The sequence below is a fragment of the Alistipes finegoldii DSM 17242 genome, from assembly GCF_000265365.1.
GTDB lineage: Bacteria > Bacteroidota > Bacteroidia > Bacteroidales > Rikenellaceae > Alistipes > Alistipes finegoldii.
In genome coordinates this window covers 660,291-684,633 of the sequence record NC_018011.1, presented here as the reverse complement: position 1 = coordinate 684,633, position 24,343 = coordinate 660,291, and the positions used below count along the sequence as shown (strand labels likewise).

Below are 24,343 nucleotides of genomic sequence, written 5' to 3'. Positions count from 1 at the left end.
GTATGGAGTATCCTTCCGTCTTAGCGGAATACGCCCGTGTAGGTCGAGGGGGCGAGTGCGCGCAGCTCCTCCTTGACCGTTTCGGCCACGTCGAGCGTCTCGATGAATGCGGCGATCGACTCGTGGGTGATGTGGGCGTTGGTGCGGGTCAGGGCCTTGAGCGCCTCGTAGGGCTTGGGGTAGCCCTCGCGGCGCAGAATGGTCTGGATGCCTTCGGCCACCACGGCCCAGTTGTTTTCCAGATCGCGGTCGAGCGCTTCGCGGTTGAGGATCACCTTGTTGAGTCCCTTCATCAGCGATCGCAGCGCAATGGCGGCGTGGGCCACCGGAACGCCGATGTTGCGCAGCACGGTCGAGTCGGTGAGGTCGCGCTGGAGGCGCGAGACGGGGAGCTTCGACGAGAGGTGTTCGAAAAGGGCGTTGGCGATGCCGAAGTTGCCCTCGGCGTTCTCGAAGTCGATCGGATTGACTTTGTGCGGCATGGCGCTCGATCCGACCTCGCCGGCCTTGATCTGCTGTTTGAAGTACTCCATCGAAATATAGGTCCACATGTCGCGGCAGAGGTCGATGAGGATGGTGTCGATGCGCTTCATGTTGTCGAAGATCGCGGCCAAGTTGTCGTAATGTTCGATCTGCGTGGTGTACTGCGAGCGGCAGAGCCCCAGCGTCTCGCCGACGAACCTGTTGGCGAAAGCCACCCAGTCGTACTGCGGATAGGCCGCACGGTGTGCGTTGAAGTTGCCGGTCGCGCCGCCGAACTTGGCCGGAACGGCGATGTCGTGCAGCATGGCCAGCTGCTTCTCGATGCGCTCGACGAAAACCATGAACTCCTTGCCCAGCGTCGTGGGAGATGCGGGCTGGCCGTGCGTGCGCGCCAGCATCGGCACGTCATGCCACTCGTCGGCAAAAGCCGCCAGTTTGTCGCGCACCTCTTCGACGGCGGGGTAGTAGAAACCCGCCATCGCCTCCTTCAGCGAGAGCGGAATGGCCGTGTTGTTGATGTCCTGCGAGGTAAGCCCGAAGTGAACGAATTCCTTGTAGGCTTCCAGTCCGAGCGTGTCCATTTTTTCCTTGATGATGTACTCGATGGCTTTGACGTCGTGGTTGGTGACCGACTCGATCTGCTTGACGCGCTCGGCGTCGGCGGGCGAGAAATCGAGGTATAGGGCGCGCAGGGCGGCGAATTTGGTACGATCGATGCCGGCCAGCTGGGGCAGGGGAATCTCGCAGAGCGCGATGAAGTATTCCACTTCGACGCGGATGCGGTAGCGGATGAGGGCCTGTTCCGAAAAATAATCGGCGAGCGTTTCCGTTGTATTACGGTAGCGGCCGTCTACGGGCGAAATGGCTGTAAGTTTGTTGAGCATATTGTGTTGTGATTTGTTTTCCGGCACCAAATTTACGACAATTAATTGAAATCCGCATATTTTTCCCTACCTTTGTAAGGTTGTAAACTTTAAATTGCAATGAATTTTCTGACCGCAATCATAAACGCTCTGGTGGGATTCGTGCAGCGCAATCCGCTGACGGTTTTGGTCATTCTCATCCTCGCCATCGCCGCTCCGGCGCTGCTGAAGGGCGTCGCACTGTTTTTTCTGTATGTCGTTATGAGTATTCTGATATTGGCCGTGGCGCTGATACTGGTGTTCCGCTGGCGGATGAACAAGGTCCGCCGCCAGATGGAGGAGCAGTTCGGCGAAGGCTTCGATCCGCGCAATTTCGGCGGACAGGGTTTCGGCTCGCCCTTTGCCGGCGAGTCCCGCAAGGGCCGCGAAGGCGAAGTGAAGGTGCGCAAAACCTCCGGGGCGCCCGAAAAACGGGTGTCGAAAGACGTCGGCGACTACGTCGAGTTCGAAGAGACGAAAGAGCCGAAACAAGAGTAGCGTATGCTGAAGATATTCGAGCTGATAGGCCGCTATTTCATCCTGATGGGGAAAGTCTTTTCCCGTCCGGAGAAGGCCGCCATCTACCGCCGCCGCATCGTTTACGAAATGGAGTCGCTGGGCATCGACTCGATCGGCCTGACCGCGATCATCTCGGTATTCATCGGCGCGGTCATCACCCTGCAGATGTGCATCAACCTCGATTCGCCCTTCATCCCCCGCTCGCTGGTGGGCTACGCCACGCGCGAGACGATGATCCTCGAATTTTCATCGACGGTCGTGGCGCTGATTCTGGCCGGCAAGGTCGGGTCGAGCATCGCCTCGGAGATCGGCACCATGCGCATCACCGAACAGATCGACGCGCTGGAGATCATGGGCGTCAACTCCGCGTCGTACCTGATCCTGCCGAAGATCGTCGCCGCGGTGGTTTTCTTCCCGTTTCTGACCATCCTGAGCATCGCGATCGGCATTATGGGCGGCTGGGCGATCGCCTACCTGACCGGCATCATGATCCCGGCCGACTACATCGACGGCCTGCTGATGGATTTCAAGCCCTATTCGATCGTCTATTCGCTGATCAAGACCGCCGTCTTCGCCTATATCATCACCTCGATTTCGGCCTTCTACGGCTATTACGCCAAGGGCAATTCGCTCGAAGTGGGCGCCGCCTCGACGCGCGCCGTGGTGGTCAGCTCCGTAGTGATCATGATCTTTAACCTTATACTGACGCAAGTCCTGCTCATATGATACGCGCCGAACATATCACCAAATCGTTCGACGGTCGCGTGGTGCTCGACGATATTTCGATCGAATTCGAGACCGGACGGACCAACCTGATCATCGGCCGCAGCGGTTCGGGCAAGACCGTGCTGCTGAAGACGCTGGTGGGACTCCATGAACCCGATTCGGGCGACGTCTGGTACGACGACACCAACTTCACGCAGCTGGATTTCAAGCAGCGGCGCGCCATCCGCAAGGATATCGGCATGATCTTTCAGGGCGGGGCGCTGCTGGACTCCTCGACCGTCGAGGAGAACGTCAAACTGCCGCTGGACCTCTTCACCTCGCAGAGCGAGAAGGAGAAGATGGAGCGTGTGAGTTTCTGCCTTCAGCGGGTGCGGCTGGAAGAGGCCAACCACCTCTATCCGGCCGAACTGTCGGGTGGCATGATCAAGCGCGTGGCCATCGCCCGCGCCATCGTGCTCAATCCGCGCTACCTCTTCTGCGACGAACCCAATTCGGGACTCGACCCGCAGACTTCGATCGTCATCGACAACCTGATTCACGAAATCACGTGCGAATACAATATCACCACCATCATCAATACGCACGATATGAACTCGGTGATGGAAATCGGCGAGAAAATTGTATACATACACGAAGGTCGCAAATGGTGGGAGGGCACCAAAGACGATATCCTGCACGCCGACAACCCCGAACTCAACGACTTCGTCTTCGCTTCGGCGATGGCCAAACGGGCCAAGAGGGCGGCGAAGTAGGCAGGAATCGGATTACTAAAAAAATTTAATTTTTTACTTGCGTAATATACATAAAGTATGTACTTTTGTGCAGTGAAAAAATAACGCATTTTTTATTAACAAATAAATCATAACATTATGTCAAAGATCAAAGTAGGTATCAACGGTTTCGGTCGTATCGGCCGTCTGGTATTCCGTGCTGCGTGCAACAATGCAGACATTGAGGTGGTAGGTATCAACGACCTCGTTCCGGTAGACTACATGGCTTACATGCTCAAGTACGACTCGGTACACGGCCGTTTCAACGGTACGATCGACTACAACGTGGAGAAGGGCCAGCTCATCGTCAACGGCAACGTCATCCGCGTAACCGCCGAGAAGGATCCCGCAAACCTGAAGTGGAACGAAGTAGGCGCCGAGTACATCGTCGAGTCTACCGGTCTGTTCCTCACCAAGGAGAAGGCTGAGGCCCACATCGCAGCCGGTGCCAAATACGTCGTTATGTCGGCTCCCTCGAAGGACGACACCCCGATGTTCGTATGCGGCGTGAACACCGATACTTACGCAGGTCAGCAGATCGTTTCGAACGCATCGTGCACCACGAACTGCCTCGCTCCGCTGGCTAAGGTCATCAACGACAACTTCGGTATCGTCGAGGGTCTCATGACCACCGTACACGCTACCACCGCAACGCAGAAGACCGTAGACGGTCCCTCGATGAAAGACTGGCGCGGCGGCCGTGCTGCCGGCGGCAACATCATCCCCTCGTCGACCGGCGCTGCAAAGGCCGTAGGCAAGGTGATCCCCGCCCTGAACGGCAAACTGACCGGTATGGCATTCCGCGTTCCGACGCTCGACGTTTCGGTCGTAGACCTGACCTGCCGTCTGGAGAAGGGCGCTTCGTACGACGAGATCAAGGCTGCCATGAAGAAGGCTTCGGAGAACGAGTTCAAAGGCATCATCGAGTACACCGAGGACGACGTGGTTTCGACCGACTTCACGGGCGACGCCAACACTTCGATCTTCGACGCTAAGGCCGGTATCGCGCTGAACCCGAACTTCGTGAAGCTCGTGGCTTGGTACGACAACGAGTGGGGCTACTCGAACAAGGTAGTCATGCTGATCCAAAAGATGGCCGCTTACAACAACAAATAGTCGTAAGCCGACGCATAAAGCGGAGGGATTCGGGAAACCGGATCCCTCTTTTTTTGTCGTTTATTGTTATTTGTCCTGACGATCCACCCGCATCTCGACCGATGCGCCCGACCACTGGTTGATAAGGCGTTTTTCGCTGCGGAGCACTTTGCCGCCGTATGCGATGCGGAGGGTGATTTCGAACGGCTGCGTGTCGGCGATGTCGTTGCCTGCGGGCAGCGTGTGGGGTACAATATAAATATAGAGCAGCAGGTGGTCGCACGCAGCGGTTTCGAGCCGCAGGCTGCGGTCGCCCGTCATGTCCGCGGGTTTTGCCGTCAGGTTCGCGCCGACGTCCGCGACGTGCGATTCGGCCGAGGCGAATCCGATGCGTTCGTCGCCGGCGTCGAAGCAGCCGCACATCAGCGCTGCGTTGTAACGCCACCAGCCGTCGTAACGGCTTGATATTTCGATCGAGAATCCTTCAGTTGCTGCCATACGGTGCAAATATAGCGATTTTTCGCTCTTCGGCGAATTTCGTGCCGGGAAAATCGCTCCGCCCCGCCGCAGACGGTTTGCCGGACGGGCGTCTGGAGCGCGGGGTGCTAAAACTGAGCGATTTCTTTGCAAATGTCTTATTTTTTCGTAACTTTGTGCCCTAAATGCGCTCGTATGGGGGTAACTAAAAGGTATACGATTGCTTACAAAGGGCTGAAACCCGGTTTGCATGACTTTCGTTTCGAGGTCGACGGCTCGCTGTTCGAGGAGTTCGAAAGTCCGGAGATCAAGGACGGAGCATGCGAAGTGACGGTCGCCTTGGAGCGCGGCGAAGCGATGCTTACGCTCGACGTTACGGTGGACGGAAGCGTCGTCGTGGAGTGCGACCGCTGTCTGGAAGAGTGCCGGATTCCCGTGCATTATCAGGGACGGCTGCTGGTGAAGTTCTCCGACGAGGTGCACGAATACGACGGCGAGGTGATGTGGTTGCTGCCCATGGAAGACGAAATCGACCTGAAGCAGTACATTTACGAGAGCATCGTGCTGTCGCTGCCTTACCAGCGGGTGCATCCCGAAGGGGAGTGCAATCCGGAGATGCTCGAACGCTTCCGCATCGTATCCGACTCGGAACTCGCGGCCGTCGAGGCGCGGGCCGGAGCGCAGGAGCACGACGGCGGCGAATGGGCCAAGCTGGCCGCGCTCAAGGAGCGGATGGAGGCCCAAGAGCCGCAGGAAGAGGACCGAACGCCGGAAAAATAGCGCCGGCGGCAATAAGGAGAATCGATAATACGTTAAACTTATAATTTATATTGTAAAATGGCACATCCTAAACACAAAGTCTCGTCGACGCGACGCGATAAGAGAAGAACCCACTACAAGGCTGTCGTTCCGACGGTAGTTACCTGCTCGAACTGCGGCGCAGCCACGCTGTACCACCGTGTATGCCCTGAGTGCGGTTTCTATCGCGGAAAGCTGGCGATCGAGAAAAAAGCTGCTGAATAAATCAGACGGCAAGAAGAGTGCATCCGCGAGGCTGCTCTCTTTTTAGTTTACAGAAGCTCCCTGTCTTCGCCGCGTACGGCCGGACGGTCCGTGATGCGGGCCTGCCGACGGGTACAGAGCGGGATATGAAGTTAAACCAAATCGCACGATTATGTTAAAGATTGGTGTAGATGCCATGGGCGGCGATTTCGCTCCTGAGGCGGCGGTTCAGGGCGCCGTATTGGCACTTGAAGCGATCGGGCCGGACAGCCGCATCGTATTGTTCGGCGACGAAGCGAAAATCAAAGCCGTACTCGAAGCCGAGGGCTGCTCCGCGGAGCGCTTCGACATCGTTGCGACCACGGAGGTCATCGAGATGGGAGACCATCCCGCCAAGGCCTTTCAGGCCAAGGCCGATTCGAGCATTACGGTAGGTTTCGGCTATCTGGCCAAAGGCGCCATCGACGGTTTTGCCAGCGCCGGCAGTACGGGCGCCATGATGGTCGGCTCGATGTATGCGGTAAAACCGATCGAAGGGGTCATCCGTCCCGCGATCTCGTCCATCGTTCCCACGATTGCGGGGCGTCCCGCGCTTCTGCTGGACGTGGGGCTGAACGTGGACTGCAAGCCCGAAGTGCTGGCGCAGTACGGACTGATAGGTTCGATCTACGCCGAAGCCGTGCTCGGAATCGGGAAACCCCGCGTCGCCGTACTCAACATCGGCGAGGAGGAGACCAAGGGCAACGCCCAGACCAAGGCGACCTACGAACTGCTGAAGGAGGACGGACGCATCAATTTCGTGGGCAATGTCGAAGGTTCGTACATCTTTACGGGCCAAGTCGCCGACGTGATCGTCTGCGACGGTTTCGTGGGCAATACGGTGCTGAAGATGGCCGAGGGGCTTTACCGCATCAACAAGAAGCTGGGCGGCGGCAATGCGTTCTGGGACGCGATGAATTACGAAAACGTGGGCGGTACGCCCGTGCTCGGCGTCAATGCGCCCGTAATCATCGGCCACGGCATCTCGTCGGCCCGCGCGATCAAAAGCATGATCCTTTCGACGGAGCAGTGCATCAAGGCGGACCTTACCGTCAAACTGCAGCATGCTTTCAAAAATTAATCACACAATTTAGGAGAGAAAGTTAATGGGTAAAATAACAGCAGCGATAACGGGTGTAGGTGAGTATCTGCCGGATTACATCCTTACGAATGAAGAGTTGAGCACCATGGTCGATACGTCCGACGAATGGATCATGTCGCATATCGGCGTCAAGACGCGCCATATCCTCAAGGGTGAGGGCGTAGGTTCCTCCTACATGGGCGCCCGCGCGGTCATCAACCTTCTAGACAAAGCGGGGGTGGACCCGATGGAGATCGATCTGGTGATTTGCGCTACGGTGACTCCCGATATGTTTTTCCCCTCGACGGGCAACCTGATCGCCGATCAGGCGGGATGCAAGAACGCCTTTGCATACGACGTTTCGGCGGCGTGCAGCGGCTTCCTTTTCGCCCTTACGACGGGTGCGAAATTCATCGAGTCGGGTTCGTGCAAGAAGGTCGTGGTCGTCGGCGCCGACAAGATGTCGTCGATCGTGGACTACACCGACCGTTCCACCTGTCCGATCTTCGGCGACGGCGCCGCCGCCGTACTGCTGGAACCCAATGAAGAGGGATACGGCGTTCTGGACGAGATTCTCCGTTCGGACGGTTCGGGCGAGCTGCAGCTCTACATGAAGGCGGGCGGTTCGCGCTATCCGGCTTCGGTCGAGACCGTGCAGAACAATTGGCATACGATCATGTGGGACGGACACGCCGTGTTCAAGGCCGCCGTTTCGAAGATGGCCGACGTGTCGGTCGAGATCATGGAGCGCAACGGACTTACCTCTGCGGATGTGCGTTATCTGGTGCCCCATCAGGCCAACCTGCGCATCATCGACGCCACGGCGCGCCGCATGGGACTCGAACATGAGAAGTGCATGATCAACATCGACCGCAACGGCAACACGACCGCCGCGACGATTCCTTCGTGTCTTTACGATTACGAGAAAGAGCTGCGCAAGGGCGACAACCTGATTCTGTCGGCTTTCGGCGGCGGTTATACGTGGGGCGCGATCTATGTGAAGTGGGCTTACGACGGTTCGAAAGCCTGCCAGATCGATTCTTCGGAGAAATAGTTTTCCGGTGCGGGCGGATGCCCGCCGAAGAAATAGACTACAGAGAGACGGAAACCAGTGATGGTTTCCGTCTCTTTTCTGCATATTCCGGGGCGCCTTGCGTTTCGGGGAACCGGGAATTTTCGTATATTTGGCTTTCGCGGAACATGTGCGGTTTCAGTTTCTTTTCGGATTCGCGCATTAGTTTTGCATCCGGAAAAAATGCGGTTATGAAAATTCTGATTGTCGAAGACGAACCCTCCCTGCGGGAGATCATGGTGCAGACCCTGCGCCGGGAACAGTATGTGGTCGAGCAGGCCGCCGATTATGCGTCGGCGCTCGACAAGATCGCCGGATACGATTACGACTGCATCCTGCTGGACATCATGCTGCCCGACGGGAGCGGCCTGCAACTGCTCGAAGAGCTGAAGCGGCAGCGCAGGCAGGCGGGAATCATCATCATTTCGGCCCGCGACTCGCTCGACGACAAGATCGAGGGCCTCGAACTGGGGGCCGACGACTACCTGCCCAAACCCTTCCACCTCGCGGAACTGAGCGCCCGTATCCGGAGCGTCGTGCGCCGCCACCAGCGCGGCGGTCAGGAGAGTCTCGATGCCGGAAACGTGCGGCTGTTTCCCGACAGCCGCCGGGTGGAAATCGCGGGCCGGGAGGTCGAACTGCTGCGCAAGGAGTACGATATACTCTATTATTTCATGAGCCGCCCGAACCATATGATCGACAAGACGACGCTGGCCGAAGCCGTGTGGGGCGACCACATCGACCAAGCCGACAATTTCGATTTCGTCTACGCCCAGATGAAAAACCTGCGCCGCCGGCTGCACGACGCGCAAGCGGACATCGAAATCCGCGCCGTTTACGGCTTCGGCTATAAACTCGTTACGCCATGAAACTCGTTTACCGTATCCTGCTCCATATGTCTTGGGCGCTCTCGCTGCTGCTGGCGGCGTGGGCGGTGCTTTTCTATTTCACGATGATCGACGAGATCAACGACGAAGTCGACGATTCGCTCGAAAACTATGCCGAGGTGCTTGTGAAACGCAATCTTGCGGGCCGTGAGCTTCCTGCGGCGTTTTCGGGCAGCAACAACGGCTATTTCCTGCACGACGTCTCGGCTGAATACGCCGCCGCACGGCCCCATATGGTTTACAGCGACGAGGAGATTTTCATTCCGGAGAAGGACGAGGAGGAGCCGGCGCGCGTGCTGCGGATGATCTTCCGCGACCGGGAGGGAAGCTATAAGGAGCTTACCGTGATGACGCCGACCATCGAGAAGGACGATTTGCAGGAGGCGATTCTCTGGTGGATCGTCTATCTGTATCTTTTCCTGCTGCTGACCATTCTGCTGATCAACATACTGGTGCTCCACCGCACCCTGCGGCCCCTGTATGCCCTGCTGAGGTGGCTCGACGGCTACAGGGTAGGCGGAAAGAACGCTCCGCTGGCCAACGATACGAAGATCGCCGAATTCCGGCGGCTGAACGAGGCGGCGATCCGCAATGCCGAGCGGGCCGAAGTGCTGTTCGACCGCCAGAAGCAGTTCATCGGCAATGCGTCGCACGAAATGCAGACGCCGCTGGCGGTTTGCCGCAACCGGCTGGAGATGCTCGTAGGCGACGGCTCGGCGTTGAGCGAGGAGCAGTTGGGCGAGATTATGAAGGTGCAGCGGACGCTCGATTATCTGGTGCGGCTCAACCGTTCGCTGTTGTTGCTGTCGAAGATCGAGAACGGCCAGTTCCCCGAAACGGAGCAGGTCGATTTCAATGCGCTGGTCAGGCGTACGGCCGAAGATATGTCTGAGATTTACGCCGGGCGGGGCATGCGCCTCTCCCTGCGCGAAGAGGGCCGGCTTGCGGCCCGCATGAATTCGTCGCTGGGGGCCAGTTTGGTCACGAACCTGCTGAAAAACGCCTATGTCCACGGAGATGCGGGCGGCGAAGTGACGGTGACCGTTTCCGGGGATCGTCTGAGCGTCTGCAACAGCGGTGCGGGCGGTGCGCTCGATGCGGACCATATCTTCGAACGCTTTTATCAGGGGGCCAAAAAGGAGGGTTCGACGGGGCTGGGCCTTTCGATCGTCGATGCCGTGTGCCGTCTTTACGGTTTGCGGACCGAATATGCGTATATAAATAGGTGCCACTGTTTCACGGTGCATTTTCCGAAATAAAAATCAAAAAAAAGCGTATCGGGGCGTTTATTTCAAATTCGTTTCAACTTTAGGTCGCAACTTTGCATTGTAAACGATAAGCAATGTTGAACCAAAATAGCAAAACGATTATGAAAAAGCTCATGATGATTCTCGCAGGCGCAGCCCTGCTCGCAACTTCCGCTCCCGCCTTCGCAGGCAACGACCGTCCGATCGCCGTCGGCGAACTTCCGGCCGTGTCGCAGGAGTTTATCAAAACCCACTTCGCAGGCGTCGAAGTCTCCTTCTCGAAGGTGGACGAGGAGCTTTTCGACAAGGATTACAAGGTCGTATTCGTAAACGGCGCCAAAGTCGAATTCGCCAAGAACGGCGAGTGGAAGGACGTCGAATGCAAATACGGCGAGGTGCCGGCGGCAATCGTTCCGCAGCAGATCCGCGATTATGTGACCAAGAATTACCCCAAAAACAAGATCGTCGCCATCGACCGCGACCGCCGCGATTACGAGGTGGAGCTGGACAACGGACTCGACCTGAAGTTCGACCTCAAGTTCCGTCTGATCGATATCGACAATTAGTGGACAGCCCTTTATGCGAGGTATTATGAAAAAGTTCGCAGTGTTGATGCTGGCCCTCGCGTCGCTGGGTGCGATGACGGGCTGCGATGACGACGACGATTCGGTGAAGGTTCCGGCCGCAGTGCAGGATACGTTCGGACGGATGTTCCCCGGTGCGGGACATGTCGAATGGGCGGGGAAGCAGGGCTATCTGGTCGCCGAATTCCGTGAAGGCGGAACCGACATGCAGGCGTGGTTCGACGCCGCGGGCAAATGGTACATGACCGAAGAGGACGTACCTTACGCCCTGCTGCCGCAGGCGGTGCGCACCGCTTTCGAAAGCGGCGAGTACGCCGCATGGCATGTGGACGACGCGGATAAGCTGACGCGCGAAGGATTGGAGACGGTCTATGTGCTCGAAGTCGAGCAGCGCGACGCTGAGTATGAGCTTGTCTATTCGGAAGACGGCGTGTTGCTGCGCGCCGTGCCCGATGCGGACGGTGACCGCGACCACGGGGATATGCTTCCGCAGGAGCTTCCGCAGGCTGTGAAGGATTTTATCGGACGGAAATATCCGGGCGCCCGCATCGTCGATGCGGAGCGTGAAAAAGGCGGACTCGAAGTCGAAATTATCGACGGCCGTACGCCGCGCGAGGTTTATTTCGGCGCCGGCGACGCTTGGCTCCGGACCAAAACCGAAGTGCGCAGGAGCGAGGTCCCCGCAGCGGTGATGCAGGCGTTTCAGACATCGCAGTACGCGGGCTGGGAGATCGACGACATAGACCATTACGACAGCCCTGAACGCCAGTGGTATCTCTTCGAACTGGAGGACCCGCAGTCGGACCGCGAAGCGGAACTGCGCATTCAGGCCGACGGCACGATTTTCTGACGGCATACCCCGGCAGGGACGGAATCTTCACGGCGAAGGTTCCGTCTTTTTTGTTATAACCGGGGACTATTGTGTTATAAAATAATGTGATGGGATTTCCGTACAAATCGGCGAAAACTATTGTATATTTGTATCAGGAAAGAATAACACAAACTTAAAACAATACAGCTATGTTAAGCAAGAAATTACATGACGCTCTGAACGAGCAGATCAATGCCGAGCTTTGGTCGGCCTATCTCTATCTTTCGATGTCGATGGACGCCGAGGCCAAGGGGCTGAAGGGTGTCGCCAACTGGTTCTTCGTACAGTTTCAGGAGGAGCAGGACCACGCCCGCATCCTGATGAACTACATCAATTCGCGCGACGCCAAAGTCGAGCTGAAGCCGATCGCCGAAGTGCGCACCGAGTGGACTTCGCCGCTGGACATGTTCAAGGATACGCTGGAGCATGAGAAGGTGGTGACTTCGATGATCAACAACCTTGCGTCGATCGCCGCCGAAGACAAGGATTTCGCTTCGGCCAACATGCTCGTATGGTTCGTGGACGAGCAGGTCGAGGAGGAGGAGTCGGCCCGCGACATGATCACCGCATGCGAGGCCGTCGAAGGCAACAAGTTCGGGCTTTATACGCTCGACAAGGAGCTGGCCGCGCGCGTATACCAGCAGGCTTCGCCGCTGGCCGCGAACAACGCCTGACCGCATCACATGCCGTAGTATTGAGCAAGCCGCTCCGGGAAACCGGGGCGGCTATCGTTTTACCTTGTAGTCTATTCCCGCCTTGCGGGCCTGCGCGTGCTGGAACCGGCGGCGGATGCGGTACAGCCGGCCGTCTTTGACGAGCCGTGCGCCCGTCTGGTGGTAGCAGAAGGGAATGTCCGCATCGAGACACTGCCGGCGGATCGAAAGCACCCAGTCGAAGTCGCACGGACGGGCATCGTTGCCCGATTCGCCGCCCGCGGAGACCTCCTCGATCTCGGAGGTGAGGTATTGCGCGATGTCGAGCGGTCCGAGCAGCGGTGCGCAGACGATCAGCTTGTGGCGCAGGGGCGCTTCCAGCAACAGCGGAAGCCGGCGGTCGGCCGCCGCCTGATTCTCGACTGTGCAGCCCACGATCAGATTCTCGTAGCCGTCGCCCCAGTCGGGCGGCAGGACCTGCATCAGGCGGTCTATGCGTTTGGTGATGAAGAAGAAGCGCAGGTCGCTGCGCGTGCGGATCATCTCCCACGCCTCGGCGCGCCATGCGTCGGCCTCTTCGACCAGAAAATCCGACGTGAAGCAGGTGTAGACCATCTCTCCGGCAGGAACCTTGAACCGTCCGTCGCGGCTCCGGCGCACGGGCAGGTTGAACGCCGAGGTTTTACGCACCTCGCTGCTGTCCTTGTCGTGCCGTTCGTCCTGCCGGTATACGTAGCAGTGGCGGCAGCCTTCGCTGATCTTGCGGCATCCGTGCCACGGGTTCCATCCGACCGACATGATCCGTTATCTCAGCTCCATGCGCAGGCGCACCATGTGGCGGCACTCTACGCCGTTTTCGAAAATCGGAGCGGGGTAGTGCTTCCGGAAGTAGTCTTCGTCGATGCCGCAGCGGACGAAACCGCACCGTTCGTACAGGGCGATCTGTCCCGCGCCGATGTCTCCCGTGCCGATTTCGAGCAGTCGGAACCCCGCATCGCGGGCCGTTCGTACGGCATGCTGCAATAACGCCGTGGCGATGCCGCGGCGCTGGTATTCGGGCGCGACGGCGATGTTGACCACTTCGGCCGTGAAGGGCCGCGTATGCAGCAATACGTACTGGCCGAGGATTTGCCCGCTCCGGCATGCGGCATAGGTCGTGCCGCGGCCGGCGTAGTCGGCCACGGACTCTTCCGATTCGTCGGCCAGCAACAGCAGGCTGCGGTCCGGAGTGTCGGTTTTTACGATTTCGAATTCCATGCGTTGAGGATTTAGAGAAGCGATGCGGCGCCTTGGAAAGTCGCCAGCACGACGATATAACGCAGTGTCTTGCCGGCGAGCATCGAGCCGCCCGTGAGCCAGACGTTGCTGCGCATCAGGCCGAGGACGATGGCGATGGCTTCGCCGATGGTGGGCAGGAACGAGAAGAAGGCCATCATCGCCCCGCGCCCTGCGAGAAACCGGCGGGCCTTGTCCAGCTGTTTCTCCTTTACGCCCAGCCGCGTGATCCATTCGCTCTTGCCGAGCGTGCCGATCCAGTAACAGCTCATGCCGCCCAGTGTATTGCCCGATGCCGCGGAGACGACGCACAGCACGGGGTCCAGCCCCATGTGCACCAGTACGAGCATCACGGCCTCGGAGCTGAACGGCACGACGCTTCCGGCGATCAGCGCCGAGAAGAAAAGGCCCCAGTAGCCCCAGTCGATCAGAAATTGCGTGAGTGTCTCCATGTGTCGTGTCCGGTTTTGTGCAAGAGTAGTCCGCCTGCGGGACAAAGATAGTTTTTTTGCCCGAAAGGGGTTGCACGTGCCGGATGAAAAGCGCTAATTTTGTCTGAAACGAATTCTCACCGCTTATGTTGAAAACCGGACTTTGTATCGTATTGTTCGCCTTGGCCGCCGGGTGCGCGCCGAAGCAGAAACCCCTTACCGACTATGTGAATCCCCTGCTGGGAACCGCGACGCTCTGGGACAGCGTCGATCTGGGCTTCAAGCCCACCAAACGTACGTGGGGCGCCGAAGTCTTCCCCGGCTCGTCGCTTCCCAACGCCATGGTGCAGGTCAGCCCCGTCACCAAATTCCACAGCGGGGCGGGCTACCAGTATGAGGATAGCGTGATTTACGGCTTTACCCACACCAACAAGGGGCATTGGAACCTCTGCCATATTCCGCTGCTGCCCGTCACGGGCACGCCGCTTCCCGGAGACTATTGTTCGCCCTACAGCCATGCGCGCGAATCGGCCGCTCCGGGTTACTACCGGGTTTTTCTCGACCGCTACGGCGTCGATGCCGAGCTGACCTCGACGCTGCGCTGCGCGTTCCATAAATACACCTATCCCGCCGGGGCGCAGGCGGCTCTGCTGGCCGACCTGCAGCGTTCGAACGAACATGTTCGCGCATGGGATATCCGTAAGGAGGGCGACAACGCCTTCGCCGGATGGCAGCAGACGGGCGAGAAGATGTATTTCTATGCCGTGGCCGACCGTCCCGTGACCGGGATCGAGCCGGTTGCGGAGGGAGACCGTGAAATCCGCATCGTCCGCTTCGGCGACGGCGACGGTCCGGTCGAACTGCGGATCGGGTTCTCGTTCGTGAGCGAGGAGAACGCCCGGAAGAATCTCGAAGCCGAGATGCTCGGCAGGAGTTTCGCCGCCGTGCGCTCCGAAGCGACCGCTGTATGGAACGATCTGCTGGGGCGGATCCGTGTCGAAGGAGGTACGGAGCGCGAAAAAGGATTGTTCTATTCATGCCTTTACCGCTCGTTCCTCTGGCCCGCGCTGCGCAGCGATGTGAACGGCGAGTTTACCGATGCGGACGGCGAGGTCGTCAATACCGGGTTCCGTTATTACACCGGGCCTTCGTATTGGGACGATTACCGCAACAAGCTGATTCTGCTCGGCCTGCTGGCTCCCGATGTCGCGGCCGACGTCATCAGCTCGGACACCGACCGGGGTGAAAAACAGGGCGGATTCATGCCGACCTTCTTCCACGGCGACCACGCTTCGGCGTTCGTGGCCGGAGTGTACCTGCGCGGCATCCGCGGTTTCGACGTGCGGCGCGCCTACGAGCTGGTCCTGCGCAACGCCACCGTGCAGGGGCCGAGCCGCCCGTGGCTCGACGAGTATGTCGCCCGCGGCTATATCCCCGAAATGGATGTCGAGAATCCCGTGACGCAGACCGTATGCAAAGCCGCGGTTACGAAAACGCTCGAATACGCCTACGACGACTATGCCGTGGCGCTGCTGGCCGATGCGCTGGGAGACCGGGCGAACCGCGACATGCTGATGAAGCGCACGTCCAATTACAAAAACCTCTTCGATCCCTCGACGGGCCTGATGCGCGGACGGCTCGACGACGGCTCGTGGATCACGCCCTTCGACGACCAGTATCCCTATTACGAATATATGTACCGCGAAGCCAACGCCTGGCAGCAGGCGTTCTTCGCGCCGCACGACACCGAGGGGCTGATCGGTCTCTATCCCAGTCGCGAGGCGTTCGGAGCGCAGTTGGACAAGCTCTTCTCGATTCCGTGGAAAGGCTACGAGGTGGACAACCTTTCGGGTTTTATCGGGCAGTACTGCCACGGCAATCAGCCCGACCACAGTTTCCCCTACCTGTATTACTTCATCGGCCGTCAGGAGCGTTCGCAGGAGCTGCTCGACCACATTCTGGACCGATTCTACGGCATGGGACCCGAAGGACTGGCGTTGTCGGGCATGGACGACGCCGGCGAGATGTCGTCGTGGTATGTCTTCAACGCAATCGGGCTTTACACCTATTCCCCGGCCGATCCCGAATATATCGTCACCGTGCCGTTGTTCGACAAGGTCGCAGTGTCGCTGGGTGACGGTTCCCGCTGGTCGATCCGCCGCGAGGGAACGGGCCGCCGCATTACGGGCATCACGTGCGGCGGAAATCCGGTCGGGGGTTGGTTCGTGTCCCACGATGCGCTGGGCAAAGGCGAGCTGGTGATTGCGACCTCGGATAAATAGACGGTTGCGGACGCCCTGCGGATAATACGACGCGCGGGCATGCTCAGTAACCGGCCGGGATTGTCCGGACGACAGCGGCGGCGGAATCGGTTTCCGCCGCCGTTTTTTGTGCCGGAAACGCTCGATGCGGTTCGTCGGTTCGGGGTATGCGGACCGGAATCCGGATCGGGGGCGGTCGCGGAAAGCGAAGGCCGGGGCGTTCGTGCTCCGGCCTTCGCGCGTTCCGGCGTTCCGCGCGGCGTTACTCCTCGGCCCAGCTGCGGATGACCTGACTCTGTACGTTTACGCCGTATGCGGCCGCCTTGGCGAGGATACGCCGGGCCAGAGCCGCCTTTTTGTTGTCGGGCGCATAGCGGAAGTAGGCTTCGGCGGCCCGTACGTGCTCGGCGTCCACGAGCGGGAATTCGCGCGTTTCGGGAATCCCGAATGCCGAGTCGGGCAGTTCGTGCCGCTCTTCGGCGGTGAGCCGGTCCGCGGTCTTGTGTTTTGTCGCTGTCGTCATTGCTTTCCCTTGTTTGGTGATCCGTTTCGGGAAGGTGCAATTTTTCGGCCAGCGCGTCCGCTTGTCTTCTGAATTGCGGCCGGACTATCCGATTAGGGTGGCGACGATGCGGCGGCCCGAAGCGCGGTTGCGGAATTCGCAGAGGTAGATGCCCTGCCATGTGCCGAGGTTGAGCCGGCCCTGTGTGACGGGTATCGTCAGCTCGACGCCCGTGAGCGTCGATTTGGCATGCGCCGGCATGTCGTCGTCGCCTTCGAGCGTGTGGACGTAGTAGGATTCGCGCTCGCGGACCAGCCGGTCGAAGATGGCCGAGAGGTCCGTGCGGACGTCGGGATCGGCGTTTTCGTTGATCGAAAGACCTGCGGAGGTGTGTTTGATGAAGAGATGCACCAGCCCGGCGTCGGGCAGCGGCGGCAGGTTGGCCGTGATTTCGTCCGTGACGAGGTGAAACCCGCGGGTGCGGGGGCGTAGTGTGAATTCGGTCTGCTGGATCATGGCGATGTTGTAAATTGCTGCGGTAAAGATACGAAAAATCGGAGCATGCTCCCTTTGCCGTTGCGCGGTCCGGGGCATATCGCATGCGGATGTCCGAAATTGTGTGGCGGAGTGTTGGAAATTCCGGCATTTATTGTGATATTAGAGCATAAATTTCCAAGATTATGTATGCAATACTGAGATTTCTGTTTCCGGACAAACCCTATACCGCCGGCAATTCGTGGCTGCTGCTCGCGGCCCGCATTATTTTCGGAGGACTGCTGATGTCGCACGGCATCGCCAAGTGGCAGAACTTCGATGCGCTTTCCGCCGCGTTTCCCGATCCGCTGGGTGTCGGCAGCGGTGTTTCGCTCGCGCTGGCGATCTTCGGCGAAGTCGTCTGTTCTGTCGGGTTTATCGCGGGGTTGTTCTACCGGCTGGCTCTTATCCCGATGATTTTCACGATGTGCGTGGCTTTCTTCGCCGTACACGGCGGCGATCCGTTCGCGGCGCGCGAACTGGCGCTGGCCTATCTGTCGGTTTACGTGCTGATGTACGCCGCAGGTCCCGGTCTCTATGCGGCCGATACGCTGATTGCTCGGCGTCTTCCGAAGCCGCGGCGGTAGTCGCGCCGCACCCTTATCCGGATTCCGCCCCGATACCCTCTCTTCCGGAAGAGGCGATGGACGTGTGTCGCATTTTCGCAGGCAGAATGCCTAGGGCGCGTCAGGCCAATTCCTTGTCCGCTCGATAAAGCAGCGGGACCGGCATCTTCTGATCGGATGTCGGTCCCGGTTTGTTTTTGGCTATTTGCCGATGCAGCATATTATGCTAATTGATTATCAATAATTTACGGCTTAAAAGATAGACTGCTCAAAAATTTACTTGTTTTTTCGCCGAAAATCGAAGATTTAACGTTTTTAACCTTAGTTTGTCTTCAAACGAAGGGGAAAAGAGAATAATGGCTCTCTTTTGCTCTTAAATCTCCGTTTCGCAAAGATAAGGCATATCGGTGATTATTTCGCCGATTGTGGCTGTAAAATAGAGGGTAATTTTACGGATTTTCGGATGGGCTTTTGGTGGCTTGACAAGGGCTCGAATCATGTTTGTTTTGTGAGCAGGATTTCTGTGTCTTTTGCAGCCAAAAGAGAAAGTCAGCAGTTATGGTTCGGCTTGGTTCTGGCGCAGCCATCTCTTTTTCTCCCTCTGTTAGCTTTACTTTAATGCACGTATATATGAATACAGGGATAAAGTAAAGCTATGTTGTATTTTTACTTGAGTGATAAACTGTACTCACATCGTATTCGCTCTAACTCATTTTTTAAATCATTTATATGTAAAATTGTTAGATAAACATTTTCTAGATCTGTTATTTCATGTATTTGCGATAGTGAATATAATGGTCTTAAAAACTTTTTCACTTTCATTCGTTCTTTTCTTGCAGAATTAGTGGATTCTTTACACTTGGTTTCTCTCAGTAGTTGAGACGTTAAATCTTTGTCAGACCTATTGCCAAAATTGACAATAGCAATTATCTTAATATAATCTTTTGTGTCTTGAATACTTTTACTTGCCTTTATATGTCGAGATGATTCTAACCGTAATTTTCTAGCATCTTCAAGAATTGCATTGATTTGTGCAGCACCAAATTTTTTGTTGCGGATTAGAGAATTGCATTTGACTTCTACTAATATTTTTACAGGAGAGTCAATTCTTATGTCGAATCCATTTGTGTTTGGCTTTTGTTTATCAATATCATTAAATATCCGTTCTCTATCTTCATTTTTAAATGATAATATATCTGATAACTTTGTTGCAATAGAACGAGTCGATATTAATGTCATTATGTTATTAATATCGGACAGTATTGATTTTAGTTCTATTAATTTATCTAGTGTAAGATTGTTGCCAATATCCTCGGTGTCAATAGACTTGATAAACTTTGTGTACTTATCTAATAAATTAATTGTTCTATTGTATGTTTTTGATGTTTCCATAATTTTGTTTCTTTGGGGGACGAAAATATGTATAAAAGTTCATATATGAAATTTTGTCAGGCTTGTTAGTCGGGATTTCGTATTCTTTTGCAGTCAAAAGAGAAAGTTTTCAGATATGATTCTTTTTCAGAGAGCCTCCGTTGCCGTATTTTTCCGTACTTTTGTAACAACTTGTGCAAAATTTGCACACTTTAAATTATTGAAAATATGAAGATTGAAGAGGCTATACTCTACTGTTTGGCAAGCCAGAATAGGGGAATGCGAACTGAACAGATTGCAGAGATGATAAACCGTCAGCGATTGCTCCATACTACCTTTAGGAGTAGGTAAAAATTAGAAGGCGTGATGCATCAGCACCTCTAAAAGTCTCATATATCAAGTACGCTTAAATCTGGTTCTTTGCACGAATCTAGTAAATTCACGCCCTTTATCTTTAATTCAGGGTAATTCAGAATTGACATTGGTATTTTCTCTCTTTTGAGATAGGATGTTGGTATTACTGTAGCTGTCAGCATCATTGACTTTACTCGGGGTGTAACTGCTACACCAATGTGTTTCGCAACTTCATTAATATGCTCCGTTACCCAGCGATGACGACGCAAATGTTTAAGAACAAGAGCTCTCTTCTTGTCTCTCTCGGGATTATCACCACGACCAAGATATTCATCCATCTCGGTTTTCATTTCCTTAATATTCTTGGCTGGATTGGTATTCTTACATTCTATCAAGTAGAGTATATCACGTGATGTATCATAAGCCATCACATCAATATCGCCATAATCTTTATCTGCCGCAAAATAACCTCCAGATTTGATAGTGACATCATGTTCCCATACTCGCATTATTGGTATCTTTGCCAAAAAAGAGCGTACCTCGTCATTGAACGCAGCCCCTTTTATAGCCTCAAATTTTCCAAGCAAGGTTTCTATCTTCCTTCCCACATAACGTAAGCGACCAGAATAAAGCAAGTCAGATAGCTGAATGCCGGCTTGAATACAGGAGCGGAACCCAAACATGCACATAACTGTGCCATCATCATATTGATAACGAATCACTGGGCGACGCAGATAACTTAATTCCCTATTGTATGACCAAGGGAAGATATCCTTGCCCGCTAATCCTACTGGCGGAGTGAGGTAGTTTTCCCGTTTATCCAAAGAAAGGCGAATGATACATTTCTTTGCTAAATCTTCAGTTAGTTCTGTACAATGCTCCTGCATAGCTTTGATGAGTTGAGACTCTTCCATCTCAATAACAGACTTCTGCTGCTTCATAGCTATGATGTAACAAACATAAAGGAACTGCAAGATGTTAGAATATGATACTCCCCAATCCTCTAAGAATGCCACATCTATCTCCTCGAGTTCTGCATCCTTGTTTTTTTCTTTTGTATCTGGACGTACTGCCATCCTGGCCATCTTACTCTCGAAATCTTCGATTTGCCCATTTACACTCTCAATAGTGCGCGTTGCTGCAAACTCTCCTACATTGTCGGAAAAAACATCATCGTAGATACCATAACGTCCAGAGCCTAATTTCTCAATGGTATGATTAGCTACATCTAAATGTATGGCGTCACATATACCACCAATGGATATCACTTCGTTCATGATAGCTAACAGGCTTTCTACATCATCATTGCCTGGTTTAACACCACCGCCACGATACTGTGTCGCAGCTATATATTCTATCATAGCACGGGTAGATATTCCAGCATCAGCAAGTCGTCTTTCTGTATCGAAGAATTCTTTACGTTTTGACTCATTTTCTCCAAAACAAAGAATCTGTGCGGGTTGTAAGACTCTGTTATGCTCTCGCTGATAAACCAATGTCTCGTGATTCTGCATGAGCATACGCAGCAACCACAATGTATCAAATGATGATAGGCGTTTATCAAGTTCATTAAGGAGCACATCTACTCCTTTGTGGAGGAAGTCTTCTTTTTCAGTTTTTGTATTGAGTTTACCTGCTATATCATGACCTTTCTCCTTCATCCACTGTGGGAATTTGTCTTGTAGTAGTTGGCTGGTGGCGGCATGAATATAGATAGGAGTATAAAGCCACAAGGGTATTGACAGGGGGTTGAGTGACTGCTCCATCATCAGAATCATCTTTGCTTGACCAAAGGGGATGCGAGTATCAATAATTTGGCATGCAGTCTCTTCGTCTATTTCCAGGAGTTTTTTTATGATACAACGCATCATGTTGCGCTCACTCTCATTGCCAGCTCCCATAAAAGAATGGATATAATCATCATCAAATGTAACGGAAACTCCGCCTTCTGTCTTGGATACGTTAAGATTTCCTCCTTGCGTAGGCTTTATGTCGTCATCATAGTGTATCCCTTTATCGGCCAAGACCTTTTCACTGAAGACAAGTTCTATTTCTACGGAGTGCTCATAGCGTTGGCTGATCATATCGGCTATGGCTGGTTGTAAAGTATCCATCCAGTATGCAACAGCTGTTATTACAGTATCGGAAATAGAGGATGGATTTATTCCCTGTTTTTCTTCTTGATAACAACTTACCCACACAGGAATACTATAAGATTCACAACTCTTGGCATTGAAACCTGAATGGACAGGCTTAAAAATTGCCGCATAGTCGAGATCACGTATCACTGGTATATAAGCATACTGTCCATTTAATCTCTTCAGCGTTCCGTGGAAATACAGTTGATCTTTACTTTTGAATATGAGATCACATCCATCATTTGGCTCAATATAAAGCATGTCTGATGGTGTGTTGTCTGTCATATAGAAACTTTCACCATAATGCTTATATATAGCATATACATCGAGAGATTGATTCAGAGGAGTCTCGAGAGATGATACGTTCTCTTTGGACCGAGCATAACGAACAAGACTCAAGCTGTCCCATTTCTCAGTCTGTATCAGTTGTAAGAAATCATAAGCAGAGAATTGAAGAAAATAGTCAGTTCCATTTTGCTTTTTCATGGCAAATCTGTATGTCTCCCCCATTGTAGAATACAGAACAAGCGTCAGGATATGGTCATCTTTCGACCTTTTATCATTTCTGATGGTATCAATACGTTTTTGTAAATGTTGGCTGAGATCTCGATTGTTGAAACTCTCATTGCCATCTATGGCTACATTACGGGCTAAATCATGAGCATAGCACACGTATGCAAGCCAGTTGACATCAATGCGGAATACATCTTCGTAATAGCCTTCAACAGGAGCAAGTATTTCATCCATTGAATTTTGTACCCAGCGCAGCTGTTCTATACAGGAACGCCCGATGCGCATCCAGACACCATAATGGGTCTGTTTTACTAGTTCTTCAAGACAACGATGTTTTAGAGCTGTTTTTAAGATAAAGTTGTTAATGGCACAGCCTTGACTGGAAATTCCGGCAAAGTAGAAGTTATTGTCAAACTCAACGATTGGTCTGTATAACAACGGATTCTTTTCTGCATCTTGGGTTAGTATATCAGTAGCATTAACTTCTAACAAAAATGATTTCAAAACATTTGGATTCAGCCTATTCCGATGAATGAGTTCTGTCATTGTCGGCAAATTAATAACAAAAGATTGGCTAGTTTTTGGTTCGTTAAGCGTCTCGCGAGGGGTCTCATTTCCGCGTACTAAGCCACTTATCCCTGCTTGGGTTGACAAAAGCTTGCTCAGTTCAAGCATGAAGAGTACTCCATCATAAATTTCATTACGGAAAGCTTCCGTAAATATATTTCTTTTATTGAATATGGCTTCTGTCATTGAACGGAAAATTTCTGTCGCATGTGTCGAGATGCCAGGAAAGAATGTGTAATTGCCTCCATAAAACACTACAGGTTCGGCAAACATGTTAATCGGCATGTCTTCCATAAGATCAAATGAGAACTCTTGGTCAATTATACTCTTGAACTCACTGATGTCAGGAATCTGGCTACTCTTTCCGAGATTCGCAACTGCTATTTGCAAAAGGTGCTCAATTCGGATATTCTTCCCTCGATTTTGTGGATTAAGTTGCATTGCTATCAAATAGTCCAATATGGGAGGGACTGCATGATTACTTAAATACGCTATCGTTTTTGGTACATCAAGCCAAGAAGATGGCCACAAAGCATGATTTGCTACTGGCAATATTCCTATTGCCTGTTCCTTTTGCATACAACAATGCTTATATTTCTTGCCGCTGCCACAAGGGCAAGGCTCATTACGACCTATCTTCTTTGACATTATATTTGAACTACTAGTAACATCTATCTAAACTTTAATCACTTAGCTCAGCCAAGAACTATTAATCATTTACAGTGCGAGACGAAGAATGTATTATGGGTTAGAGATGAAATGAGTGATAATCAAATTCTTACCACATTTATACTCTAAGTGATTTCTTATACAAAGGTACTGATTTTAGTCGATAACATTTAATGATAAACGATGGAATTTCTAAAATGAACTGTTTTCGACTCAAAAATGAGACATAATGGTCAAAGGGATTTGGCAAATTATGTGATTATTTTGCAGTCTCCAAAAAAGTCGGCAGATATAGTTCGGTTCGGCTTTGGCGAAGTCATTTCTTTTTCTCCCTCTGTTAGCTTTACTTTAATGCACGTATATATAAATACGGGGATAAAGTAAAGTTGTTTTTCATTTGAATAGCCAACTAATCTTGAATATATGTTGTGTGGAGGAATCGTATGTGTTTACGCAACAAATAACATATTGTTTGTTGTGTGGATATATTGGCGCTTATAAACAATATAATAGCGTTTATATTTCTCCAAAGCAAAATTATCTTGTTTTACACACTTTCCCCAAGATGGTTGTCGGAAGCTGCTGCAACTTTTATAAACATAGAATTCGTTTGAAAAAGTATAACGAATCTGATTTATTCGCTTGAAAAAGTGTATAACCGTTATATTGTACTTGGTCAAGCGTTTCTTCTAATCTTGTGATTTTTTACCTGTAATACATCATTAAATAGATGAAAAGTTATAAATTTACATAT

Annotated in this window: 24 protein-coding genes; 15 read left to right on the top strand and 9 right to left on the bottom strand. The window is 53.4% G+C overall.

Annotated elements, in window-relative coordinates; genetic code table 11:
* Nucleotides 1-20: 20 nt before the first annotated feature.
* Nucleotides 21-1,367 (bottom strand): adenylosuccinate lyase, encoded by a 1,347-nt coding sequence (gene purB / locus ALFI_RS03005; RefSeq protein WP_014774711.1) that lies wholly within the window; start codon nt 1,365-1,367, stop codon nt 21-23.
* A gap of 99 nt (nt 1,368-1,466) precedes the next feature.
* Between purB and ALFI_RS03000 the strand changes: the two genes are divergently transcribed.
* From ALFI_RS03000 to gap, 4 genes are all read left to right on the top strand, one after another.
* Entirely contained in the window at nt 1,467-1,883 is a 417-nt protein-coding gene (locus ALFI_RS03000) for a DUF4834 family protein (protein WP_014774710.1), read from the top strand.
* A 3-nt stretch (nt 1,884-1,886) separates the two neighbouring features.
* Nucleotides 1,887-2,630, top strand: a complete 744-nt coding sequence (locus ALFI_RS02995) for an MlaE family ABC transporter permease (protein WP_014774709.1) — start codon at nt 1,887-1,889, stop codon at nt 2,628-2,630.
* Entirely contained in the window at nt 2,627-3,382 is a 756-nt protein-coding gene (locus ALFI_RS02990) for an ABC transporter ATP-binding protein (protein ID WP_014774708.1), read from the top strand. The genes ALFI_RS02995 and ALFI_RS02990 overlap by 4 nt, the downstream gene beginning before the upstream one ends.
* A gap of 117 nt (nt 3,383-3,499) precedes the next feature.
* The gene (gene gap / locus ALFI_RS02985) at nt 3,500-4,516 is read left to right on the top strand and encodes a type I glyceraldehyde-3-phosphate dehydrogenase (protein WP_009597885.1); all 1,017 of its coding nucleotides are present in this window, start codon (nt 3,500-3,502) and stop codon (nt 4,514-4,516) included.
* 66 nt (nt 4,517-4,582) lie between these two features.
* On the opposite strand, the gene ALFI_RS02980 is transcribed toward gap, so the two are convergent.
* Nucleotides 4,583-4,993, bottom strand: coding sequence for a hypothetical protein (locus ALFI_RS02980; RefSeq protein WP_042493182.1), 411 nt, complete (start codon nt 4,991-4,993; stop codon nt 4,583-4,585).
* A gap of 174 nt (nt 4,994-5,167) precedes the next feature.
* On the opposite strand from ALFI_RS02980, the gene ALFI_RS02975 reads away from it, so the two are divergent.
* The 9 genes from ALFI_RS02975 (at nt 5,168) to ALFI_RS02940 (ending at nt 12,429) form a co-directional block, all read left to right on the top strand.
* Nucleotides 5,168-5,752 (top strand): YceD family protein, encoded by a 585-nt coding sequence (locus ALFI_RS02975; RefSeq protein ID WP_014774706.1) that lies wholly within the window; start codon nt 5,168-5,170, stop codon nt 5,750-5,752.
* 57 nt (nt 5,753-5,809) lie between these two features.
* Entirely contained in the window at nt 5,810-5,995 is a 186-nt protein-coding gene (gene rpmF, locus ALFI_RS16385) for a 50S ribosomal protein L32 (protein ID WP_014774705.1), read from the top strand.
* A gap of 151 nt (nt 5,996-6,146) precedes the next feature.
* Nucleotides 6,147-7,094: a phosphate acyltransferase PlsX gene (plsX, locus tag ALFI_RS02970; RefSeq protein ID WP_014774704.1), complete on the top strand. Its 948-nt coding sequence runs from the start codon at nt 6,147-6,149 to the stop codon at nt 7,092-7,094.
* A gap of 25 nt (nt 7,095-7,119) precedes the next feature.
* Nucleotides 7,120-8,148 carry a beta-ketoacyl-ACP synthase III gene (locus ALFI_RS02965; protein ID WP_009597846.1) on the top strand — a complete coding sequence of 343 codons (1,029 nt, stop codon included), beginning with the start codon at nt 7,120-7,122 and terminating at the stop codon, nt 8,146-8,148.
* Between the two features lie 209 nt (nt 8,149-8,357).
* Nucleotides 8,358-9,035: a response regulator transcription factor gene (locus tag ALFI_RS02960; protein WP_009597895.1), complete on the top strand. Its 678-nt coding sequence runs from the start codon at nt 8,358-8,360 to the stop codon at nt 9,033-9,035.
* Entirely contained in the window at nt 9,032-10,312 is a 1,281-nt protein-coding gene (locus ALFI_RS02955; protein ID WP_009597788.1) for a sensor histidine kinase, read from the top strand. Before ALFI_RS02960 ends, ALFI_RS02955 begins: the two co-directional genes overlap by 4 nt.
* 110 nt (nt 10,313-10,422) lie before the next feature.
* Nucleotides 10,423-10,866 (top strand): PepSY-like domain-containing protein, encoded by a 444-nt coding sequence (locus ALFI_RS02950; RefSeq protein WP_039940255.1) that lies wholly within the window; start codon nt 10,423-10,425, stop codon nt 10,864-10,866.
* Nucleotides 10,867-10,891: 25 nt separating this feature from the next.
* Entirely contained in the window at nt 10,892-11,734 is an 843-nt protein-coding gene (locus tag ALFI_RS02945; protein ID WP_039940230.1) for a PepSY-like domain-containing protein, read from the top strand.
* A 170-nt stretch (nt 11,735-11,904) separates the two neighbouring features.
* Nucleotides 11,905-12,429, top strand: coding sequence for a ferritin (locus tag ALFI_RS02940; RefSeq protein WP_014774700.1), 525 nt, complete (start codon nt 11,905-11,907; stop codon nt 12,427-12,429).
* 51 nt (nt 12,430-12,480) lie between these two features.
* Here the strand turns inward: ALFI_RS02940 and ALFI_RS02935 are convergent, their stop codons facing one another.
* From ALFI_RS02935 to ALFI_RS02925, 3 genes are read right to left on the bottom strand one after another with little or no spacing between them, the layout of a single operon-like run.
* Nucleotides 12,481-13,206 (bottom strand): DUF5131 family protein, encoded by a 726-nt coding sequence (locus tag ALFI_RS02935; RefSeq protein ID WP_014774699.1) that lies wholly within the window; start codon nt 13,204-13,206, stop codon nt 12,481-12,483.
* A gap of 6 nt (nt 13,207-13,212) precedes the next feature.
* Entirely contained in the window at nt 13,213-13,665 is a 453-nt protein-coding gene (locus ALFI_RS02930; protein WP_014774698.1) for a GNAT family N-acetyltransferase, read from the bottom strand.
* Nucleotides 13,666-13,676: 11 nt separating this feature from the next.
* Nucleotides 13,677-14,135 (bottom strand): YqaA family protein, encoded by a 459-nt coding sequence (locus tag ALFI_RS02925; RefSeq protein ID WP_009597736.1) that lies wholly within the window; start codon nt 14,133-14,135, stop codon nt 13,677-13,679.
* A gap of 125 nt (nt 14,136-14,260) precedes the next feature.
* Here ALFI_RS02925 and ALFI_RS02920 point away from each other — a divergent pair, with 125 nt between their 5' ends.
* Nucleotides 14,261-16,396, top strand: a complete 2,136-nt coding sequence (locus ALFI_RS02920) for a GH92 family glycosyl hydrolase (protein ID WP_014774697.1) — start codon at nt 14,261-14,263, stop codon at nt 16,394-16,396.
* Between the two features lie 241 nt (nt 16,397-16,637).
* Here the strand turns inward: ALFI_RS02920 and ALFI_RS02915 are convergent, their stop codons facing one another.
* Together ALFI_RS02915 and ALFI_RS02910 are read right to left on the bottom strand one after the other, a co-directional pair.
* Nucleotides 16,638-16,898, bottom strand: coding sequence for a DUF6582 domain-containing protein (locus ALFI_RS02915; RefSeq protein ID WP_009597790.1), 261 nt, complete (start codon nt 16,896-16,898; stop codon nt 16,638-16,640).
* 84 nt (nt 16,899-16,982) lie between these two features.
* Nucleotides 16,983-17,393: a secondary thiamine-phosphate synthase enzyme YjbQ gene (locus ALFI_RS02910; RefSeq protein ID WP_009597874.1), complete on the bottom strand. Its 411-nt coding sequence runs from the start codon at nt 17,391-17,393 to the stop codon at nt 16,983-16,985.
* A gap of 164 nt (nt 17,394-17,557) precedes the next feature.
* Here ALFI_RS02910 and ALFI_RS02905 point away from each other — a divergent pair, with 164 nt between their 5' ends.
* Nucleotides 17,558-17,998 (top strand): DoxX family protein, encoded by a 441-nt coding sequence (locus tag ALFI_RS02905; protein ID WP_014774696.1) that lies wholly within the window; start codon nt 17,558-17,560, stop codon nt 17,996-17,998.
* 645 nt (nt 17,999-18,643) lie between these two features.
* On the opposite strand, the gene ALFI_RS16380 is transcribed toward ALFI_RS02905, so the two are convergent.
* Together ALFI_RS16380 and ALFI_RS17230 are read right to left on the bottom strand one after the other, a co-directional pair.
* Nucleotides 18,644-19,369 (bottom strand): hypothetical protein, encoded by a 726-nt coding sequence (locus ALFI_RS16380; RefSeq protein ID WP_014774695.1) that lies wholly within the window; start codon nt 19,367-19,369, stop codon nt 18,644-18,646.
* Between the two features lie 368 nt (nt 19,370-19,737).
* Entirely contained in the window at nt 19,738-23,568 is a 3,831-nt protein-coding gene (locus tag ALFI_RS17230) for a YecA family protein (protein ID WP_014774694.1), read from the bottom strand.
* Nucleotides 23,569-24,343: the final 775 nt, after the last annotated feature.